15 protein-coding genes are annotated in these 14,065 nt (G+C 34.7%); 5 read left to right on the top strand and 10 right to left on the bottom strand.

What is annotated here, in order from left to right; translation table 11 throughout:
* The first annotated feature begins 42 nt into the window (after positions 1 to 42).
* Positions 43 to 1,665: an AMP-binding protein gene (locus BLR30_RS02380; RefSeq protein WP_089854108.1), complete on the top strand. Its 1,623-nt coding sequence runs from the start codon at positions 43 to 45 to the stop codon at positions 1,663 to 1,665.
* 71 nt (positions 1,666 to 1,736) lie between these two features.
* Here the strand turns inward: BLR30_RS02380 and rpoN are convergent, their stop codons facing one another.
* The 4 genes from rpoN to BLR30_RS02360 form a co-directional block, all read right to left on the bottom strand.
* A complete protein-coding gene (gene rpoN, locus BLR30_RS02375; protein ID WP_089854105.1) occupies positions 1,737 to 3,200 on the bottom strand; it encodes an RNA polymerase factor sigma-54 in 1,464 nt (487 codons plus the stop codon).
* A 257-nt stretch (positions 3,201 to 3,457) separates the two neighbouring features.
* Entirely contained in the window at positions 3,458 to 4,906 is a 1,449-nt protein-coding gene (gene asnS / locus BLR30_RS02370) for an asparagine--tRNA ligase (RefSeq protein WP_089854102.1), read from the bottom strand.
* Between the two features lie 122 nt (positions 4,907 to 5,028).
* A complete protein-coding gene (locus BLR30_RS02365; RefSeq protein ID WP_089854099.1) occupies positions 5,029 to 5,628 on the bottom strand; it encodes a CDP-alcohol phosphatidyltransferase family protein in 600 nt (199 codons plus the stop codon).
* Between the two features lie 3 nt (positions 5,629 to 5,631).
* A complete protein-coding gene (locus BLR30_RS02360; RefSeq protein WP_139164572.1) occupies positions 5,632 to 6,306 on the bottom strand; it encodes an LA_2272 family surface repeat-containing protein in 675 nt (224 codons plus the stop codon).
* Positions 6,307 to 6,413: 107 nt separating this feature from the next.
* Between BLR30_RS02360 and BLR30_RS02355 the strand changes: the two genes are divergently transcribed.
* The 4 genes from BLR30_RS02355 to BLR30_RS02345 are packed head-to-tail and all read left to right on the top strand — an operon-like array spanning position 6,414 to position 9,952.
* Positions 6,414 to 7,340 carry a helix-turn-helix domain-containing protein gene (locus BLR30_RS02355; RefSeq protein ID WP_089854094.1) on the top strand — a complete coding sequence of 309 codons (927 nt, stop codon included), beginning with the start codon at positions 6,414 to 6,416 and terminating at the stop codon, positions 7,338 to 7,340.
* A gap of 1 nt (position 7,341) precedes the next feature.
* Positions 7,342 to 8,142, top strand: a complete 801-nt coding sequence (locus BLR30_RS02350) for a helix-turn-helix domain-containing protein (protein WP_089854092.1) — start codon at positions 7,342 to 7,344, stop codon at positions 8,140 to 8,142.
* The gene (locus tag BLR30_RS17970; RefSeq protein WP_262484099.1) at positions 8,139 to 8,261 is read left to right on the top strand and encodes a hypothetical protein; all 123 of its coding nucleotides are present in this window, start codon (positions 8,139 to 8,141) and stop codon (positions 8,259 to 8,261) included. Before BLR30_RS02350 ends, BLR30_RS17970 begins: the two co-directional genes overlap by 4 nt.
* A 56-nt stretch (positions 8,262 to 8,317) precedes the next feature.
* A complete protein-coding gene (locus tag BLR30_RS02345) occupies positions 8,318 to 9,952 on the top strand; it encodes a serine hydrolase domain-containing protein (RefSeq protein ID WP_089854633.1) in 1,635 nt (544 codons plus the stop codon).
* An 86-nt stretch (positions 9,953 to 10,038) separates the two neighbouring features.
* On the opposite strand, the gene rimM is transcribed toward BLR30_RS02345, so the two are convergent.
* The 6 genes from rimM to BLR30_RS02315 form a co-directional block, all read right to left on the bottom strand.
* On the bottom strand, positions 10,039 to 10,581 hold the full coding sequence (gene rimM, locus BLR30_RS02340) for a ribosome maturation factor RimM (protein ID WP_089854089.1): 543 nt from the start codon (positions 10,579 to 10,581) through the stop codon (positions 10,039 to 10,041).
* A gap of 11 nt (positions 10,582 to 10,592) precedes the next feature.
* Positions 10,593 to 11,147: a 30S ribosomal protein S16 gene (locus BLR30_RS02335; RefSeq protein ID WP_089854086.1), complete on the bottom strand. Its 555-nt coding sequence runs from the start codon at positions 11,145 to 11,147 to the stop codon at positions 10,593 to 10,595.
* 104 nt (positions 11,148 to 11,251) lie between these two features.
* Positions 11,252 to 12,091, bottom strand: a complete 840-nt coding sequence (locus BLR30_RS02330; protein WP_089854082.1) for a T9SS type A sorting domain-containing protein — start codon at positions 12,089 to 12,091, stop codon at positions 11,252 to 11,254.
* A gap of 184 nt (positions 12,092 to 12,275) precedes the next feature.
* A complete protein-coding gene (locus tag BLR30_RS02325; protein ID WP_089854079.1) occupies positions 12,276 to 12,788 on the bottom strand; it encodes a nitroreductase family protein in 513 nt (170 codons plus the stop codon).
* Positions 12,789 to 12,890: 102 nt separating this feature from the next.
* Complete coding sequence (locus tag BLR30_RS02320) at positions 12,891 to 13,340, bottom strand: GreA/GreB family elongation factor (RefSeq protein ID WP_089854075.1); 450 nt, start codon at positions 13,338 to 13,340, stop codon at positions 12,891 to 12,893.
* A gap of 86 nt (positions 13,341 to 13,426) precedes the next feature.
* On the bottom strand, positions 13,427 to 13,960 hold the full coding sequence (locus BLR30_RS02315) for an SRPBCC family protein (RefSeq protein WP_228400682.1): 534 nt from the start codon (positions 13,958 to 13,960) through the stop codon (positions 13,427 to 13,429).
* Positions 13,961 to 14,065: the final 105 nt, after the last annotated feature.

The following is a 14,065-nucleotide window of genomic DNA, read 5'->3' as shown; positions in this document are numbered from 1 at the left end:
GAGATATAATTGTTAATTTTATTTATCCAAATCTTTCACTTTATGCAAATATCCTATGTTCATGGTGCTTCTGACATTCCTTTACTGGGCGAAACCATCGGAAACAATCTTAAAAGAACTGTAGAAAAATTTCCCAATAATGAAGCCCTGATCTGTGTACATCAAAATTACAGAGCAACGTATCAGGAATTTTTTAACCAGACGACCGCTGTTGCCAAAGCATTGATTTTCCTTGGTGTAAAGTCGGGAGAACGCGTAGGAATATGGTCTGCCAACCGTTACGAATGGGTACTTTTACAGTATGCTACCGCAAGAATAGGCGTTATTCTCGTCAACATCAATCCTGCATACCGGACGAGCGAACTGATTTTTGTGATCAATCAATCGGAAATGTCTCATCTATTTTCATCTCTGCGCTTTAAATCAAGTGATTATAAAAACATGATTGCTGATGCCCGGGAATTCTGCTCAAGCCTGAAATCAGAAATTTTCTTTGATGACAGCTGGGAAGATTTTCTTAATAACGGACAGCATATTTCAGACGATGTTCTGCACAACTTTGAAGAACATGTACAATTTGATGATCCAGTAAATATTCAATATACTTCAGGAACTACGGGCTTTCCAAAAGGAGTGACGCTTTCCCATCATAATATTTTAAATAACGGATATTTTATTGGAATAAGGTTAAAATATACCGAAAAAGACAGAGTTTGTATTCCGGTACCATTTTATCATTGTTTCGGAATGGTCATCGGAAACATTTGCTGTACTGCTCACGGAGCATGTATGGTGATTCCTAATGACAGTTTTGATCCTGAAATTACGCTAAAAGTCGTTTCCGATGAAAAATGTACTTCATTGTATGGAGTTCCAACAATGTTTATTGCCGAACTGGCCGTAAAGAATTTTGAAAACTTTGATTTTTCAAGTTTACGAACAGGAGTAATGGCAGGTTCCGTTTGTCCACCCGAAATTATGAAGAAGGTAGAAAGCCTCATGAACATCAAAGAAATGAGCATCTGCTATGGCATGACAGAAACCTCGCCTGTATCTACTCAGACTTTGATCGGAACGCCTTTTGAAAAACAGGTTCATACTGTAGGAACCGTTCAGGATCATCTCGAAATTAAGATTATTGATGAAAATGGAAAAACCGTCAAAAGAGGAGAACATGGTGAACTTTGTACAAGAGGATATTCCGTCATGCTGAAATACTGGAATGATCCTGAAAACACAAGGAAAGTTCTCGACGACTCCCGATGGATGCACACCGGAGATATGGCAACGATGGACGATGAAGGTTATATAACTATTTCAGGAAGAATAAAAGACCTTATAATCCGTGGCGGAGAAAATATTTCCCCTAAAGAAATTGAGGACTTTCTTTACACGTATCCCAATATTCTTGATGTTCAGATCATTGGAGTTCCCAGCGAAAAATTTGGAGAAGAAGTAATGGCCTGGGTGAAAGTAAGAAAAGGCTTTAACGTAACTGAAGAAGAGCTTCTGAATTACTGCAAAGAAAGAATCGCACATTACAAAGTGCCTAAATTCTGGAAATTTGTGGATGATTTCCCGATGACCATTTCAGGGAAAGTACGAAAAGTGGAAATGAGAGAAATTTCTATCCGTGAACTTGGACTGGAAAAAGTAAACAACTGAAATATATTTTGTTTAAAAAATATTAGTTTTAAAATAAAAAAAGCACCTCAAATTGAAGTGCTTTTCTTTTATTAAAGTTCTTTTCTTAATCTCGCTACCGGAATATTAAGCTGTTCTCGGTATTTGGCAATCGTTCTTCTGGCGATATTATAGCCCTGCTCTTTCAGAATCACTACCAAAGCGTCATCTGTAAGAGGTTTTCTTTTATTTTCCTTGCTGATAACTTCAAGAAGGTGCGTTTTAATTTCTTTTGTTGAAACCTCTTCACCATCGTCATTCGTAAGACTGTCGGAAAATAGATCTTTCAAATAAATAATTCCATTTGGAGTATCAGCATACTTGCTTTTAACAACCCTTGAAATAGTTGAAATATCAAAACCGGTAATATCTGCAATATCCTTTAAAATCATCGGTCTCAGCGATTTTTCATCACCTGTAAGAAAATAATCTTTCTGAAATTTTACAATAGCATTAATAGTCTGTAACAATGTATTCTGACGCTGATTAATCGCATCGATATACCATTTGGCCGCATCAAGTTTCTGTTTGATAAATAAAGCTGCCTGTTTATGTTCAGAAGAGGTTTTATCGTGAGAATAGGTTGTTAGAATATCTTTATATTCTTCGGAAATCCTTAATGTTGGAGCATTCTTGCTATTGAGCATTGGAATTACCTGTCCTTCTTTTACCTGAATCACAAAGTCCGGAATAATTTCCTGATTGATTGTGATGGTCTGGGTATCAAAATTTCCACCAACTTTTGGTGACAGCTTTGAAATTTCGTCTAAAGCATCTTTTAGATCTTCTTCTTCGATATCATATTTTTGAATAATTTTGTTGTAATGCTTGTTCGTTAAAGCATCAAACTGATATCTAAGAATATTGGCAGCCAGAGAAACAGCTTTGTCGGAGCTTACTTTTTTCTCAATCTGCAAAAGAAGACATTCCTGCAATCCTCTTGCGCCTACGCCTGGAGGATCCAGTTTTTGAATATAATTTTCAAGAATATCTTCAACATTTTCTTTTGTCGTATAGATCCCCTGAGAAAATGCCAGATCATCAACAATAGATTTGATTTCCCTTCTTAAATATCCGTCGGTGTCTAAATTTCCGATAATATATTCTGCAATTTTCTCATCCTCTTCACTGATGTTCACAAGATGGATTTGCTCAAGAAGATAATCATAGAGGGATTGCCCTTCTGTTAAAAGGCTTTCGTTATCAAATTCCTCATCGTCTGAAGAATAGTTGCTGGACGCAGTTTTATAGTTCGGCTCGTCATCATAAAGATATTGGTCTACATCAAAATCAGTTTGGATGCTTTCTGTACCTTCGCTTTCATACGAATCTTCAAGTGCGGCATATTCATCTTCCTTAGATTCATCTTTTGCGATCTCCAATGCCGGGTTTTCTTCTAACTCTCTTTCAAGTTCCTCCTCAAACTCCAGTGTATGAAGCTGAATCAACTTCATAAGCTGGATCTGCTGGGGAGCCAGCTTTTGTCCTAATTTGAGTTGTAAGTGTTGTTTAAGCATATTACTAGATGGTGTTTTAACATAACATATTTTACGAATTTAGTAAAATATTTTGACAAAAATGAACTTTAGCACGATTTTTGCATTTAACACAACATAATAAGCTATTTAAAAATAAACACAAAAGCCCTGAAGCATGATTTTCAGGGCTTTTTATTTATTATAAATTTAATTTACCGTGATTATAAATATCACAGTTAATAAAAAAATCCTTCTATTTTGTTTAGAAGGATTCGATATTTTTAAAGATAAATATTTTAGAATTCCGCATTTTTCGGTGTCCTAGGAAAAGGAATTACGTCTCTGATATTCGTCATTCCCGTTACGAAAAGAACCAGTCTTTCTAATCCTAATCCGAAACCGGCATGCGGTACGGAACCGAATTTTCTGGTATCCATATACCACCAAAGCTCATGCTCATCAACGTGCATATCTGCCATTTTCTGCTTCAGTACATCCAGTCTGGCTTCTCTTTCAGAACCACCGATGATTTCACCGATTCCCGGGAAAAGAACATCCATTGCAGCAACAGTTTTACCATCATCATTCAGTTTCATGTAGAACGCTTTGATCTCTTTTGGATAATCAAATAGTACTACAGGACTTTCAAAATGCTTTTCAACCAGGTATCTTTCGTGTTCCGACTGAAGATCTGTTCCCCAGTTTTCAACAGGATACTGAAACTTTCCTTTTTTATTTTCTTTTGAATTTAATAAAATTTCAATAGCTTCTGTGTAAGAAACTCTTTTGAAACGTTTAGCAACAACATTTTCAAGTTTTTCAATCAACCCTTCTTTTGCTCTTTCTTTTTCAGGTTTAGACTTTTGCTCTTCCGCAAAACGTTTGTCTAAGAAGTCAAGATCATCTTTACAATGATCTAGTACATACTGAATAACATATTTTAAGAAATCTTCAGCAAGATCGATATTGTCTTCAAGATTGTTGAAAGCCACTTCAGGTTCGATCATCCAGAATTCCGCAAGGTGTCTTGTCGTATTTGAATTTTCTGCACGGAAAGTAGGTCCAAAAGTATAAATTCTTCCCAATCCCATCGCTGCCGTTTCACCTTCAAGCTGCCCGGAAACCGTTAAATTCGTTTTTTTACCGAAAAAATCCTGGGAAAAATCGATATCTCCCTGCTCATCTCTTGGAATATTGTTTAAATCGAAATTGGTAACCCCAAACATTTCCCCTGCTCCTTCTGCATCGGCACCTGTAATAACCGGTGTATTGATGTAAAAGAACTGATTCTGGTTAAAGAATGAATGAATGGCAAAACTTACCGCATGACGTACTCTGAAAACCGCACCAAAAAGATTTGTTCTGAATCTCAAATGCGCCTGATCTCTTAAAGTTTCCAGAGAATGTTTTTTAGGTTGAAGGATTGTTTTATCTCTTTCTTCTGTAAAGTTATCCCCTAAAACTGTAATTTTCTTAGCTAAAATTTCCACGGCCTGGCCTGCTCCCTGGCTTTCCACTACTTCACCGACAATTTTCACGGAAGCTGCGGTACTGATTTTACTGATAATTTCTTCATCGAAATTTTCAAAATCAACAACAATTTGCAAATTATTGATCGTAGAACCATCATTAAGCGCAATAAAGCGATTTGCACGGAATGTTCTTACCCAACCGTAAACCGTAATGTCATGATGTAATACTTTCTTGTAATCCTCCAGGATTTCCTTAATGGTCTGCTTTTTCATTTGTTGATTAAAATTTTTGTGTAAAAATTAATGAGTGCAAAGTTACAAAAAAACAGCGCAACTTGATGATTACACTGTCTTTTTAAAAATCATTTAACCAAATCTATATTTCATAAGTGAAATCAGTTAAAAAAAATGCTTTTCTTTCTTTTTTTACCTTTTTTTATTTTCCAGGCATGATAGGAGCTTGGGACATCATATTGCCATTCCGGAAGAATTAAAATAATCATTATCACATCGATATGAGCTACAAATCCTAAAGCAACCATGAAATAAAAAGCCCATCCTGCCTGCTGAAAGCCGATAAGATACGTGAAAGCGATCAGCAGACTCAATCCCCACATTTTCGATAAAAAAGCATGTGTACATGTTTCTTTCTTAAATTTCAGAATACTGACAATGTAACACAGTGTCTCCATGGCAAGGATTAAAAGAATTCCTTTCCATTCATTTTTAATCAAGTCAGGATTCAGAATATAAGCTGCAAAACCAAGTGAAAGCCAGAAAATCAAATCGGTCTGACTATCCAGTCTTCTTAATTTTTCAGAAGAGACTCCAACTTTCCGGGCGATGATTCCATCGAAAATATCAGTTAATAAACCGAAATACATTAAACTTAAAATAAAAAATCCATACTCTTCTCCTTTGAAATAAGCTAATAAAATGATAATTGGAGCAAGAATAAATCTTATAGCAATTAAAATATAGGGTATAGTTTTCATGGTTTAAAAATTAATAATTGGTAAACTTCTTTTTCCATTTTTATTCCACAAGCCGATTTGCAGCCCTTTCAATTTTTCAGACTTATTGATAAGACCTATCTGCATGCCTTTTCCATCCTTGTTAGAATTATATCCTCCAATTTGTATCCCCCGCATTATTTCTGCATTATTAAAAATCGAAATACTCACACCATTCAATTTTTTGGAATGAACACCTAAAGTTGAGACAAAAAAACCGTTTCCTGTTTCTATATAAGTAGTAAAAAAAGTTCCTGAAATGCCATTCATTGTATGCCCGTAATTATAAAGAGAAAGGGTGAGTCCATTATGACTGATGCCTTTTAAATAGCCTGCAGCTGAAATATTAAGTCCGTTAATCTTTATAAATTCTGTATCCTGATCTTTTTCCGGATCGTACAACATCCAAAATAAAATACCTAACGGGTTAACCTCTATATTTAAGCCATTTACTTTTTGAAGTAGTTCGGTATCTTGCTTTTTAACAATGTATTTTGAATCAAAACCTAACCCAAAAGTCAAACCATTTACTTTATCTGTTTTTTTATTTAAAGGAGTTAAAGCGATTAATTTTGTGTTTTGTATCTTCAAAGTATCATCCTGTGCTTTAATAAAATTAATTATTAAAATGCTCATTATTAATAAAATCCGTATTTTCATAATTCATTATTTAAAAATTGATGATTCAAAATTATTTGCAGATGGTATAAAAATAAATGCGAAAAAAAATTAAAATAAATTTCTAAATTTGTGAAAATCGCAAAAATATGTATCAGGAACTTTTATTAAAGGAAATCAGACGGAAAATAGGTAATAAATCTCTTAATGACGAAATTTCGAATATTCTTAATATAAGCTATGATGCAGCTCACCGTAGAACTTCACAGAAAGCAAAATTCAATTTTGAAGAAGCTATTGAACTGGCAAAATATTTTCAGATTTCCTTAGATCAATTTCAGACCTCCGATCATCAGATTGTTATGAGAAGAACTTCGGCTGTGGCCCAAACCGAGGATTTGGAATCTTTTTTTAAAAATAATCTTAGTGTTTTTGAAAACCTTCCGCTCAGCGATGAAATGACAGTTTATTATTCAGCGAAAGATATTCCGTTTTTTTATACACTTTCAGATACAATGCTTTCTCGTTTTAAAATTTATGTCTGGATGAATCTTCTCAATGCAAAACAGGTCTTCATTCCTTTTTTACAGTTTTCTGCTCCAAATTTTGAAATGAATACGAAAGAATTAAGGAAAAAGTACGAAGAACAGAAGGTTGTAGAACTATGGAACGACATGACCATTTCCAGCATTCTGCAGCAAATTGTTTATTATCATGAAACTGATCTTCTAAAAAATAATGAAGCACAGATTATCCTGCAAGAATTAAAGGAGCTAATAGAATATATCGAACAGAAAACGGAAAGCAATCCGAGATTTCATCTGTACGAAAATGAGCTGATGCATCTTTCCAATGACATCTTTTTCCATCATCCTCAGCAATCGCTTTTTGCTATTCCGACGAATATGTTTGGATATATTTTAATTAATGATATCAAAACATGTGATGAAACAAAAAATTATTTTGACCATCAGATTAAAAATTCAAAATCCCTAAATACTTCCGGCAACAAGGACAGGAAAATATTCTTTAACAGGATGTATGAAAAGATTGAAAATTTAAAACAAAAACGATAACATGAAAAACCTTCGACACGGTGAATTTTTCGGACAGACCAATAAAACCTTACATTTCGACGGGCTGACGATTACAGATACAGAATATACGCATCCTTTCGTCGATTGGCATTATCATGAAAATCCCTATTTCACCTTTCTGCTTCAGGGAAATATGAAAGAGGGAAACAAAAAAGAAATTTACGATTGTTCCGCCGGAACACTGCTGTATCATCATTGGGAAGATGCGCATTACAATATAAAACCGGATGTTTTTACCAGAGGATTTCATGTGGAAATTACAGAAAAATGGTTTGAAAATTTTCAGCTTTCAAAGGATAAAGTTGAAGGAAGTTTTAATATCAAAAATCCGGATTTGAAGTTATTGACTTACCAGATCTTCAAGGAAACAAAATTAAATGATAAGTCTTTTGAAATGACAATCAATCAATTGTTATTAACAATTTTCAGTCAGTTATCCAATCAAAAGGATAATCTGCAGAAGAAACCGGCCTGGGTGAAGCACATTGAAGAAATTCTGCATGAAAATTTTACAGAAAAGCTGAGTTTAGCGGACCTTTCTCAGACGCTCGATATTCACCCAATGCATTTAAGCAGGGATTTTCATAAATATTTCCAGTGTAATTTAGGGGAATACATAAGGAAGCTAAAGATTGAAAAATCCTTGAGTATTTTAAATGATTTTGAATCCTTATCAGAAGTTGCGTTGGAATGCGGGTTTTCTGACCAAATTCATTTTATTCGCTGTTTTAAAGAAAATATAGGGATTACTCCTTTGAAATACAGGAAAATTTTGAAATGAAATTTTCTTCCCCGGATCACACCAATGTATTACAGCTCTTTTTCAGTCTTATCCTTGTCAAGACTCAGAACCTTGACGAGCGTAAACGATATAATCTTCAGAAAACCGCAAAACGTTAATTCCATTCTATTTTTTCGAGAAAGGGATGCCTACTTTTGTTCAGATAAAATTTAAAATGAAAACAATCCTTTTATTCGTTCTGACATTTATTTCAGGACTTTCTTCAGCTCAAAACATTGTTGAGCCTGAAAAGATAGAAAACTCTGTTCAGAAAAATTATTTACATAAAATTGTCTTTTTAGACAAAGCTGTTCCTTTGGAGAACCTGAAAGAATCTGATTTTTCCAAGACGATGACTTTTCAGGAAGACAAAAATTTTGACATCCGTATCTTTCTGGATAATTCTTTGGTCAATTATTTACATCAGCTCGATTCTTCCTTAACCGCTGACGAATTACTTAGAAGAGGAAATTATCAATTTAATTTTATTGTTGACGGAAAACTAATTTACACCGAAAATCTGAATACCGGCGCCGGAACTACAGATAGCAAGAAGGTTAAAACAAGTTTCAGAATTCCATTTTTAAGTACAGCAAATGAAGATTCCTGGGGAAGATATTTGTGGATGAGATTTTATCTTGCCCATGGCGGAATTGATGCCCTCGAAGCAGGAAACCATGTATTGAAAATTGAAATTAAACCTTACCTGAAAACTTCAGCTTTGAAAGTTGGAGATGTGATTGCAACAGGTGAAATTCAGTTAATTGTTCCTCAAAAAAATATTTCAGAAGACAGGATTGCCATCCAAAAAATAATGCCCGACAGCGGATGGAAGGTTTCCGAAGAGAAGTTTAACCAGAAAAAAATCAAGGATTTAAATCGGAAAATCGCAGAAAACAGATTCCGTGAGATTACAGGGATTGTTGTCATCAAAAAAGAAAAACTGTTGTTGGAAGAATATTTTAACGGCTATCAGAGAGACAGTTTAAACGACACTCGTTCCGTTGGAAAATCATTTTCTTCCGCATTGATGGGAATTGCCATCAAAGAAGGTTACCTGAAAAATGAAAATCTGCGCCTGCAAGAATTGTATGACACAAAAAAGTTCAAGAACTATTCTTCTAAAAAGGACAGTGTCACCATTAAAAGTTTGCTGACTATGAGCTCAGGATTTGCTGGAAATGATCAGGATGAAGAATCTCCTGGAAATGAAGAAAATATGTATCCTACAGACAATTGGGTAACATTCGTACTCAACTTACCCATGAGTGAAAACAAAATCGGAAAAACATGGAGTTATTTCACGGCCGGAGTGGTTCTCACAGGTGATATTCTGGACAAAGCTGTTCCGAAAGGCTTAGAAAATTATGCTCAGAAAAAGCTTTTTCATCCTTTAGGAATCACAAATTACCAATGGCAATTTACCCCTCAGCAAAAACCTTCTTTGGCCGGCGGACTGAAAATGAGCGCATTGGATTTCGCAAAATTCGGGCAACTTTACCAAAATAAAGGAATGTGGAACGGCAGGCAGGTTTTAGATAAAAACTGGATCAAAAAATCCTTTACCAATTATTTTACCGGTAACAAAGACTTTGAAGGGTATGGATATCTGTTCTGGAGAAAAGTATATAAAATCGGGAATAAAAGTTTTGAATCGTATCAATCCAGCGGAAATGGCGGAAACAAAATTATTATTTTCACCGGAATCCCTGTCGTGATGGTTATTACAGCCAAAGCTTACAACAAACCTTATGCTCATTTACAGGTTGATAAAATGGTACAGGAATTTTTATTACCCGCAGTTTTATGAGTAATAAGTAATATAGAAAAAATTTGAAATTATAAAAAGGCGGATATGTTTTAACAGCTTATTTGCCTTTTTTTTCAAAATTAGAATTATTCGTCTTTCTTAGAAGAAACTAGAAAGACATCAATAAGACCTTCCGGAAGTTCAGTTTTAATGAATTTCTCATCTCTGTTTACTTCAAGAATCCAGTCTTTTATAATAGGAATTACAATTTCTTTTCCTCCGAAATTGGTAACGAAGTAGTTTTGAGCAGTCTGATCATTAACAGATTCTATAATTCCACAATTGTTATTTTCCTGATCAAAAACCGTAAAGCCGATTACCTCGTGATAATAGAATTGCTTCCCTGAAAGTTTTGGCAATGTAGACAGCGGTAAATAAACATTTTTACCTAAAGACTGATCTACAAGGGCTTCCGTAGAATTTTTAAATAAAATATTGAGAGCATCAGTTTTGCTCCTTGTTGTTTTGGCAATAAAAAAAGGAACCAATAATCCGTTGATTTCAACGAATATTGATTCCAGTTTATTGTAAAGCTCGGGTTGGTCGGTGTCCAGTTTAAGGATTACATTTCCCGCAAGTCCGTGTCTGCGTGTGATTTTTCCTAATAAATAGCAATCTTCTTTACGCATACAGAGCTTTTTTACGCTTCAGTGTTTTCTTCTGTAGATTCAGCAGCAGCTTCTCCTTCTGTCGTTTCTTCAGCAGGTGCATTTGCAGCTTCTTCAGCAGCTTTAGCATCCGCTTCAGCTTGTGCAGCAGCAGCGATTCTTGCTTCGTTTACTTTAGCTTCAGCTTCTAAAGCAGCTTTTTTAGCATCAGACTGAGCTTTAGATAAGCCTTCAACTTTACCTTGTACTTTAGCTTCTTTAGCTTCTACCCAAGCATTGAATCTTTTTTCTGCTTCAGCTTCATCAAAAGCACCTTTAGCAACACCACCTTGTAAGTGTTTTTTGTAAAGAGCACCTTTGTAAGAAAGAATAGCTCTTGCCGTATCAGTTGGCTGAGCACCGTTGTTTAACCACTTTACAGCAGAATCAACATTTAAATCGATTGTTGCAGGGTTAGTAATTGGGTTGTAAGTTCCTAACTTTTCGATGAATTTACCATCTCTTCTAGCTCTGGAATCTGCAACCACGATGTGGAAGAAAGGTTTTCCTTTTTTACCGTGTCTTTGTAATCTGATTTTTACTGACATAATGTTTGAATTTTAAGGGAACTCGTCCCAGTTAAATATTTTAAGAGTGCAAAGATAAACAAAATTTTAAAATCTAATATATTTGAGTAGAATAATTTTAAAGATTATTTTTTCATTACTCTATATAATGATGAGGTTTTATCCTGATAATGTATCTGTAGGTAGTAAACTCCGGCAAGCAAATCCCTGCAATCTATCTTATCGGATAAACGACTGCCTGAAATTGATTTAATTCTTTTTCCAGAAGCATCTGTTACCAAAATTTCTTTGATATTTTTTTTGTTGTCGATAGCAAGAAAATCCGTAACAGGATTGGGATATATGATAAGATTTTCAGCAGGATCTGACGGCTCGTGAGTTCCTAATAAGGTATTATACTCAATAACATAATACAAAGTGTTGTTCTGATAGATATCGTTCCATTGTCCTGCCACCCCAAAAGGCCAATCAGTAAGAGCAAGCCCTAAAGCATGCTGGAAAGAATTAAAGTTGTCGGGTTCATCCCCCCAGTTGTTATAAAGCCCTCCGACCGGATTTCCTGTATAGTCACCTTGCCAAAACTGTGATCCTGTAGCATCATTATTTCCATCCCAGATCCATGTTCCTTCGACTGCCATATCATTTCCTCCTAACCATACATAAGACGCACCTCCTCCATCCGGTGCCATAGTGTTACTATTAACAATTCCCGCATTCTGAACTCCTGAAAAGACTGCATTTTGCTCGTTCTGATCATTAATTTCGGCCAGAAATCCGCCTTTTTCCACTGCGCAAGCCGCAGCGTCAGTCCAGTTCTTATTCTCTTTAACAACCTGATAGGTTTTTCCGTTATAGTTAAAGGAATACACATTTGCCGGATTTAAGCACTGGCTCTTGAGCGGAGCATTGAAAATACCAACGAGAACAATAGATACAGTTTTAAGAATTAGTAATTTTTTTTTCATAAAATTTGTTTTTAATTATTTGAAATTACATAATTATTTTCAACCGCCAAAAAAACGAATCTATCTCATTACGAGGCAGATTCGTTTTTTTTCTTTAAATCAAAATCGATAAAAAATAAGATTAATCAAAATGAAAAATATGCTTTATTTTTTTTAATTAAAATCAAATTATTATAAATATTTTTTATTCCAAATTACCCATATAAAAAAGGCCAAGACATTTCTGATTTTCTTCTATGGTAAGAGATTTTTTCAAATGATCTACAAGTTTAGGAGAACTCCAGTAACAGCCAATTTCGTTGGCTGTACAAGTTAAATACATATTCTGAACAGCCATTGAAACAGCCGCAATTTCTTCCCATTCAGGAACCATACCACTGAAGTTAACAACAATAGAAACAACAACATCAGCCTTATTGATTTTAAAAGCAATATCGTTGTATTTTTTCTCTAAAAACAAGTGTCCAGGCTGAGTAGATTTATAGATCTCCTGCATTTCTACAGCCAGTTTTGCTTTTTCTTCCCCTTTAAACATTTTGAAACGCCAAGGCTTCGTACGCTTATGGTTGGGAGCTAAAGTCGCTGAATGTAAAATTTCATCAATAATTTCCTGAGAAATTTCTGTGTCTGTATAATCTTTTGGGAAAATACTTCTTCTCTGCTCTATGATTTGTTTTAAAATTTCTGATTTATTCATAACAACAAAATTACGAAAAAGCTGGAAGCATGAAGCGTGATGATGGAACTTTAATAAATAGGATAAAAACTTGAAGCCAGATGCCTATCATTTACTTTATTTCTACAAGACCTCTATAATCTTCTGATGAATTTTATTCAATGTAAATTCATCGCCCGGTTTCATCCCCATCATCTTTTTAGCCATCGGGCTTTCTGCGGAAATAGCATAAAACCTATCACCTTCAAAAAAGAATTCTCCTAATGAGACCGAAATGTAAAACCTGGCTTTATTGGTAATTACTAAAGAACCAAGCTGTACTCTTTCCGTTGAATTATTAAGAACTTTAGCCATGTTTCTTTTAAGATCATTCAAAGCACTCAGCTGGCGCTGCATCTGGTAAATTTCCTCCTGCATTTCTTCGCGCATACTGTCATATTTCGGGGTCTTTTTTATATCACGGCTCGCCTCAAGGGTAAATTCGATAAAATTTTTAAGCCTTTCAATCTTTTCGGCAATCACGGTTTTTACATAATCTCTTATGTTATTTTTCTCAAATACTATCTTCTCCATGCATCAGATCTTTTATATAAAGATAATATTTTTTAAATAATTTGTATTTATCTGCAAAAAATTAAAGCTCCGTGCAATAATATATTTTATTTTTCAACTAAATTTTTCAGGTTGTTAAGACCTTCTTCATACGATTTTCCCATCTGGTAATCCATGAAAGGCCGCATTATTTTCATCATGGGATCCTGCTCGGTTTCCATAGTCCAGGTTACTTTTGTTGCATTACCTTCCGGGGAGAGTATAATTTCAGAAGTTGCCTGCCCATCAAACGGTCTTTTAAAAATCATTTCTGTTTTTTGCCTTTTGTTTAGAACCAATTCTTTAATTTCCTGGCAACCCGCTCCGGCATTATCGTTACTGCTGTCCCAGCAATATTTGTCTCCTACTTCACCTGAGTTTCCGGTATAAGCAATTTTCATGGAAGGATCGAGTTTCATCCATGGATTCCATTGATTAAAAGCTTTCATAGAGCTTATCTGTTGCCATACTTTTTCGGCCGGCGCATTCATCACCATTGATTTTTCATAACGATAAACTTTACCAAAAGCCGCCATCGCAATTACAGCGTACACAACAATAAGAAGAAAAATTACTCCGATAATTTTTAGAAATGTTTTCATAGCATGATCTAATTTTATAATTAAAGTTTAAAAATAAAATTAAGAAATATTCAGCGATCTCAACTTTACATATGACAAGATTTATACAATTAAACCATTTTGTCA

Source organism: Chryseobacterium taeanense, from assembly GCF_900099685.1.
GTDB lineage: Bacteria > Bacteroidota > Bacteroidia > Flavobacteriales > Weeksellaceae > Chryseobacterium > Chryseobacterium taeanense.
The sequence above is the reverse complement of the archived record's forward strand: the minus strand, read 5'-3'. Positions and strand labels throughout refer to the sequence as shown.

What these genes read in the sequence shown, in the direction of transcription:
- BLR30_RS02335 (WP_089854086.1), bottom strand. Translation starts at nt 11,147, where the DNA reads ATGTCAGTAAAAATCAGATTACAAAGACACGGTAAAAAAGGAAAACCT.
- BLR30_RS02315 (WP_228400682.1), bottom strand. Translation starts at nt 13,960, where the DNA reads ATGAAAACATTTCTAAAAATTATCGGAGTAATTTTTCTTCTTATTGTT.
- BLR30_RS02380 (WP_089854108.1), top strand. Translation starts at nt 43, where the DNA reads ATGCAAATATCCTATGTTCATGGTGCTTCTGACATTCCTTTACTGGGC.
- BLR30_RS02345 (WP_089854633.1), top strand. Translation starts at nt 8,318, where the DNA reads ATGAAAACAATCCTTTTATTCGTTCTGACATTTATTTCAGGACTTTCT.
- BLR30_RS17970 (WP_262484099.1), top strand. Translation starts at nt 8,139, where the DNA reads ATGAAATTTTCTTCCCCGGATCACACCAATGTATTACAGCTCTTTTTC.
- BLR30_RS02325 (WP_089854079.1), bottom strand. Translation starts at nt 12,788, where the DNA reads ATGAATAAATCAGAAATTTTAAAACAAATCATAGAGCAGAGAAGAAGT.
- rpoN (WP_089854105.1), bottom strand. Translation starts at nt 3,200, where the DNA reads ATGCTTAAACAACACTTACAACTCAAATTAGGACAAAAGCTGGCTCCC.
- BLR30_RS02355 (WP_089854094.1), top strand. Translation starts at nt 6,414, where the DNA reads ATGTATCAGGAACTTTTATTAAAGGAAATCAGACGGAAAATAGGTAAT.
- BLR30_RS02330 (WP_089854082.1), bottom strand. Translation starts at nt 12,091, where the DNA reads ATGAAAAAAAAATTACTAATTCTTAAAACTGTATCTATTGTTCTCGTT.
- BLR30_RS02360 (WP_139164572.1), bottom strand. Translation starts at nt 6,306, where the DNA reads ATGAAAATACGGATTTTATTAATAATGAGCATTTTAATAATTAATTTT.
- BLR30_RS02365 (WP_089854099.1), bottom strand. Translation starts at nt 5,628, where the DNA reads ATGAAAACTATACCCTATATTTTAATTGCTATAAGATTTATTCTTGCT.
- BLR30_RS02350 (WP_089854092.1), top strand. Translation starts at nt 7,342, where the DNA reads ATGAAAAACCTTCGACACGGTGAATTTTTCGGACAGACCAATAAAACC.
- rimM (WP_089854089.1), bottom strand. Translation starts at nt 10,581, where the DNA reads ATGCGTAAAGAAGATTGCTATTTATTAGGAAAAATCACACGCAGACAC.
- asnS (WP_089854102.1), bottom strand. Translation starts at nt 4,906, where the DNA reads ATGAAAAAGCAGACCATTAAGGAAATCCTGGAGGATTACAAGAAAGTA.
- BLR30_RS02320 (WP_089854075.1), bottom strand. Translation starts at nt 13,340, where the DNA reads ATGGAGAAGATAGTATTTGAGAAAAATAACATAAGAGATTATGTAAAA.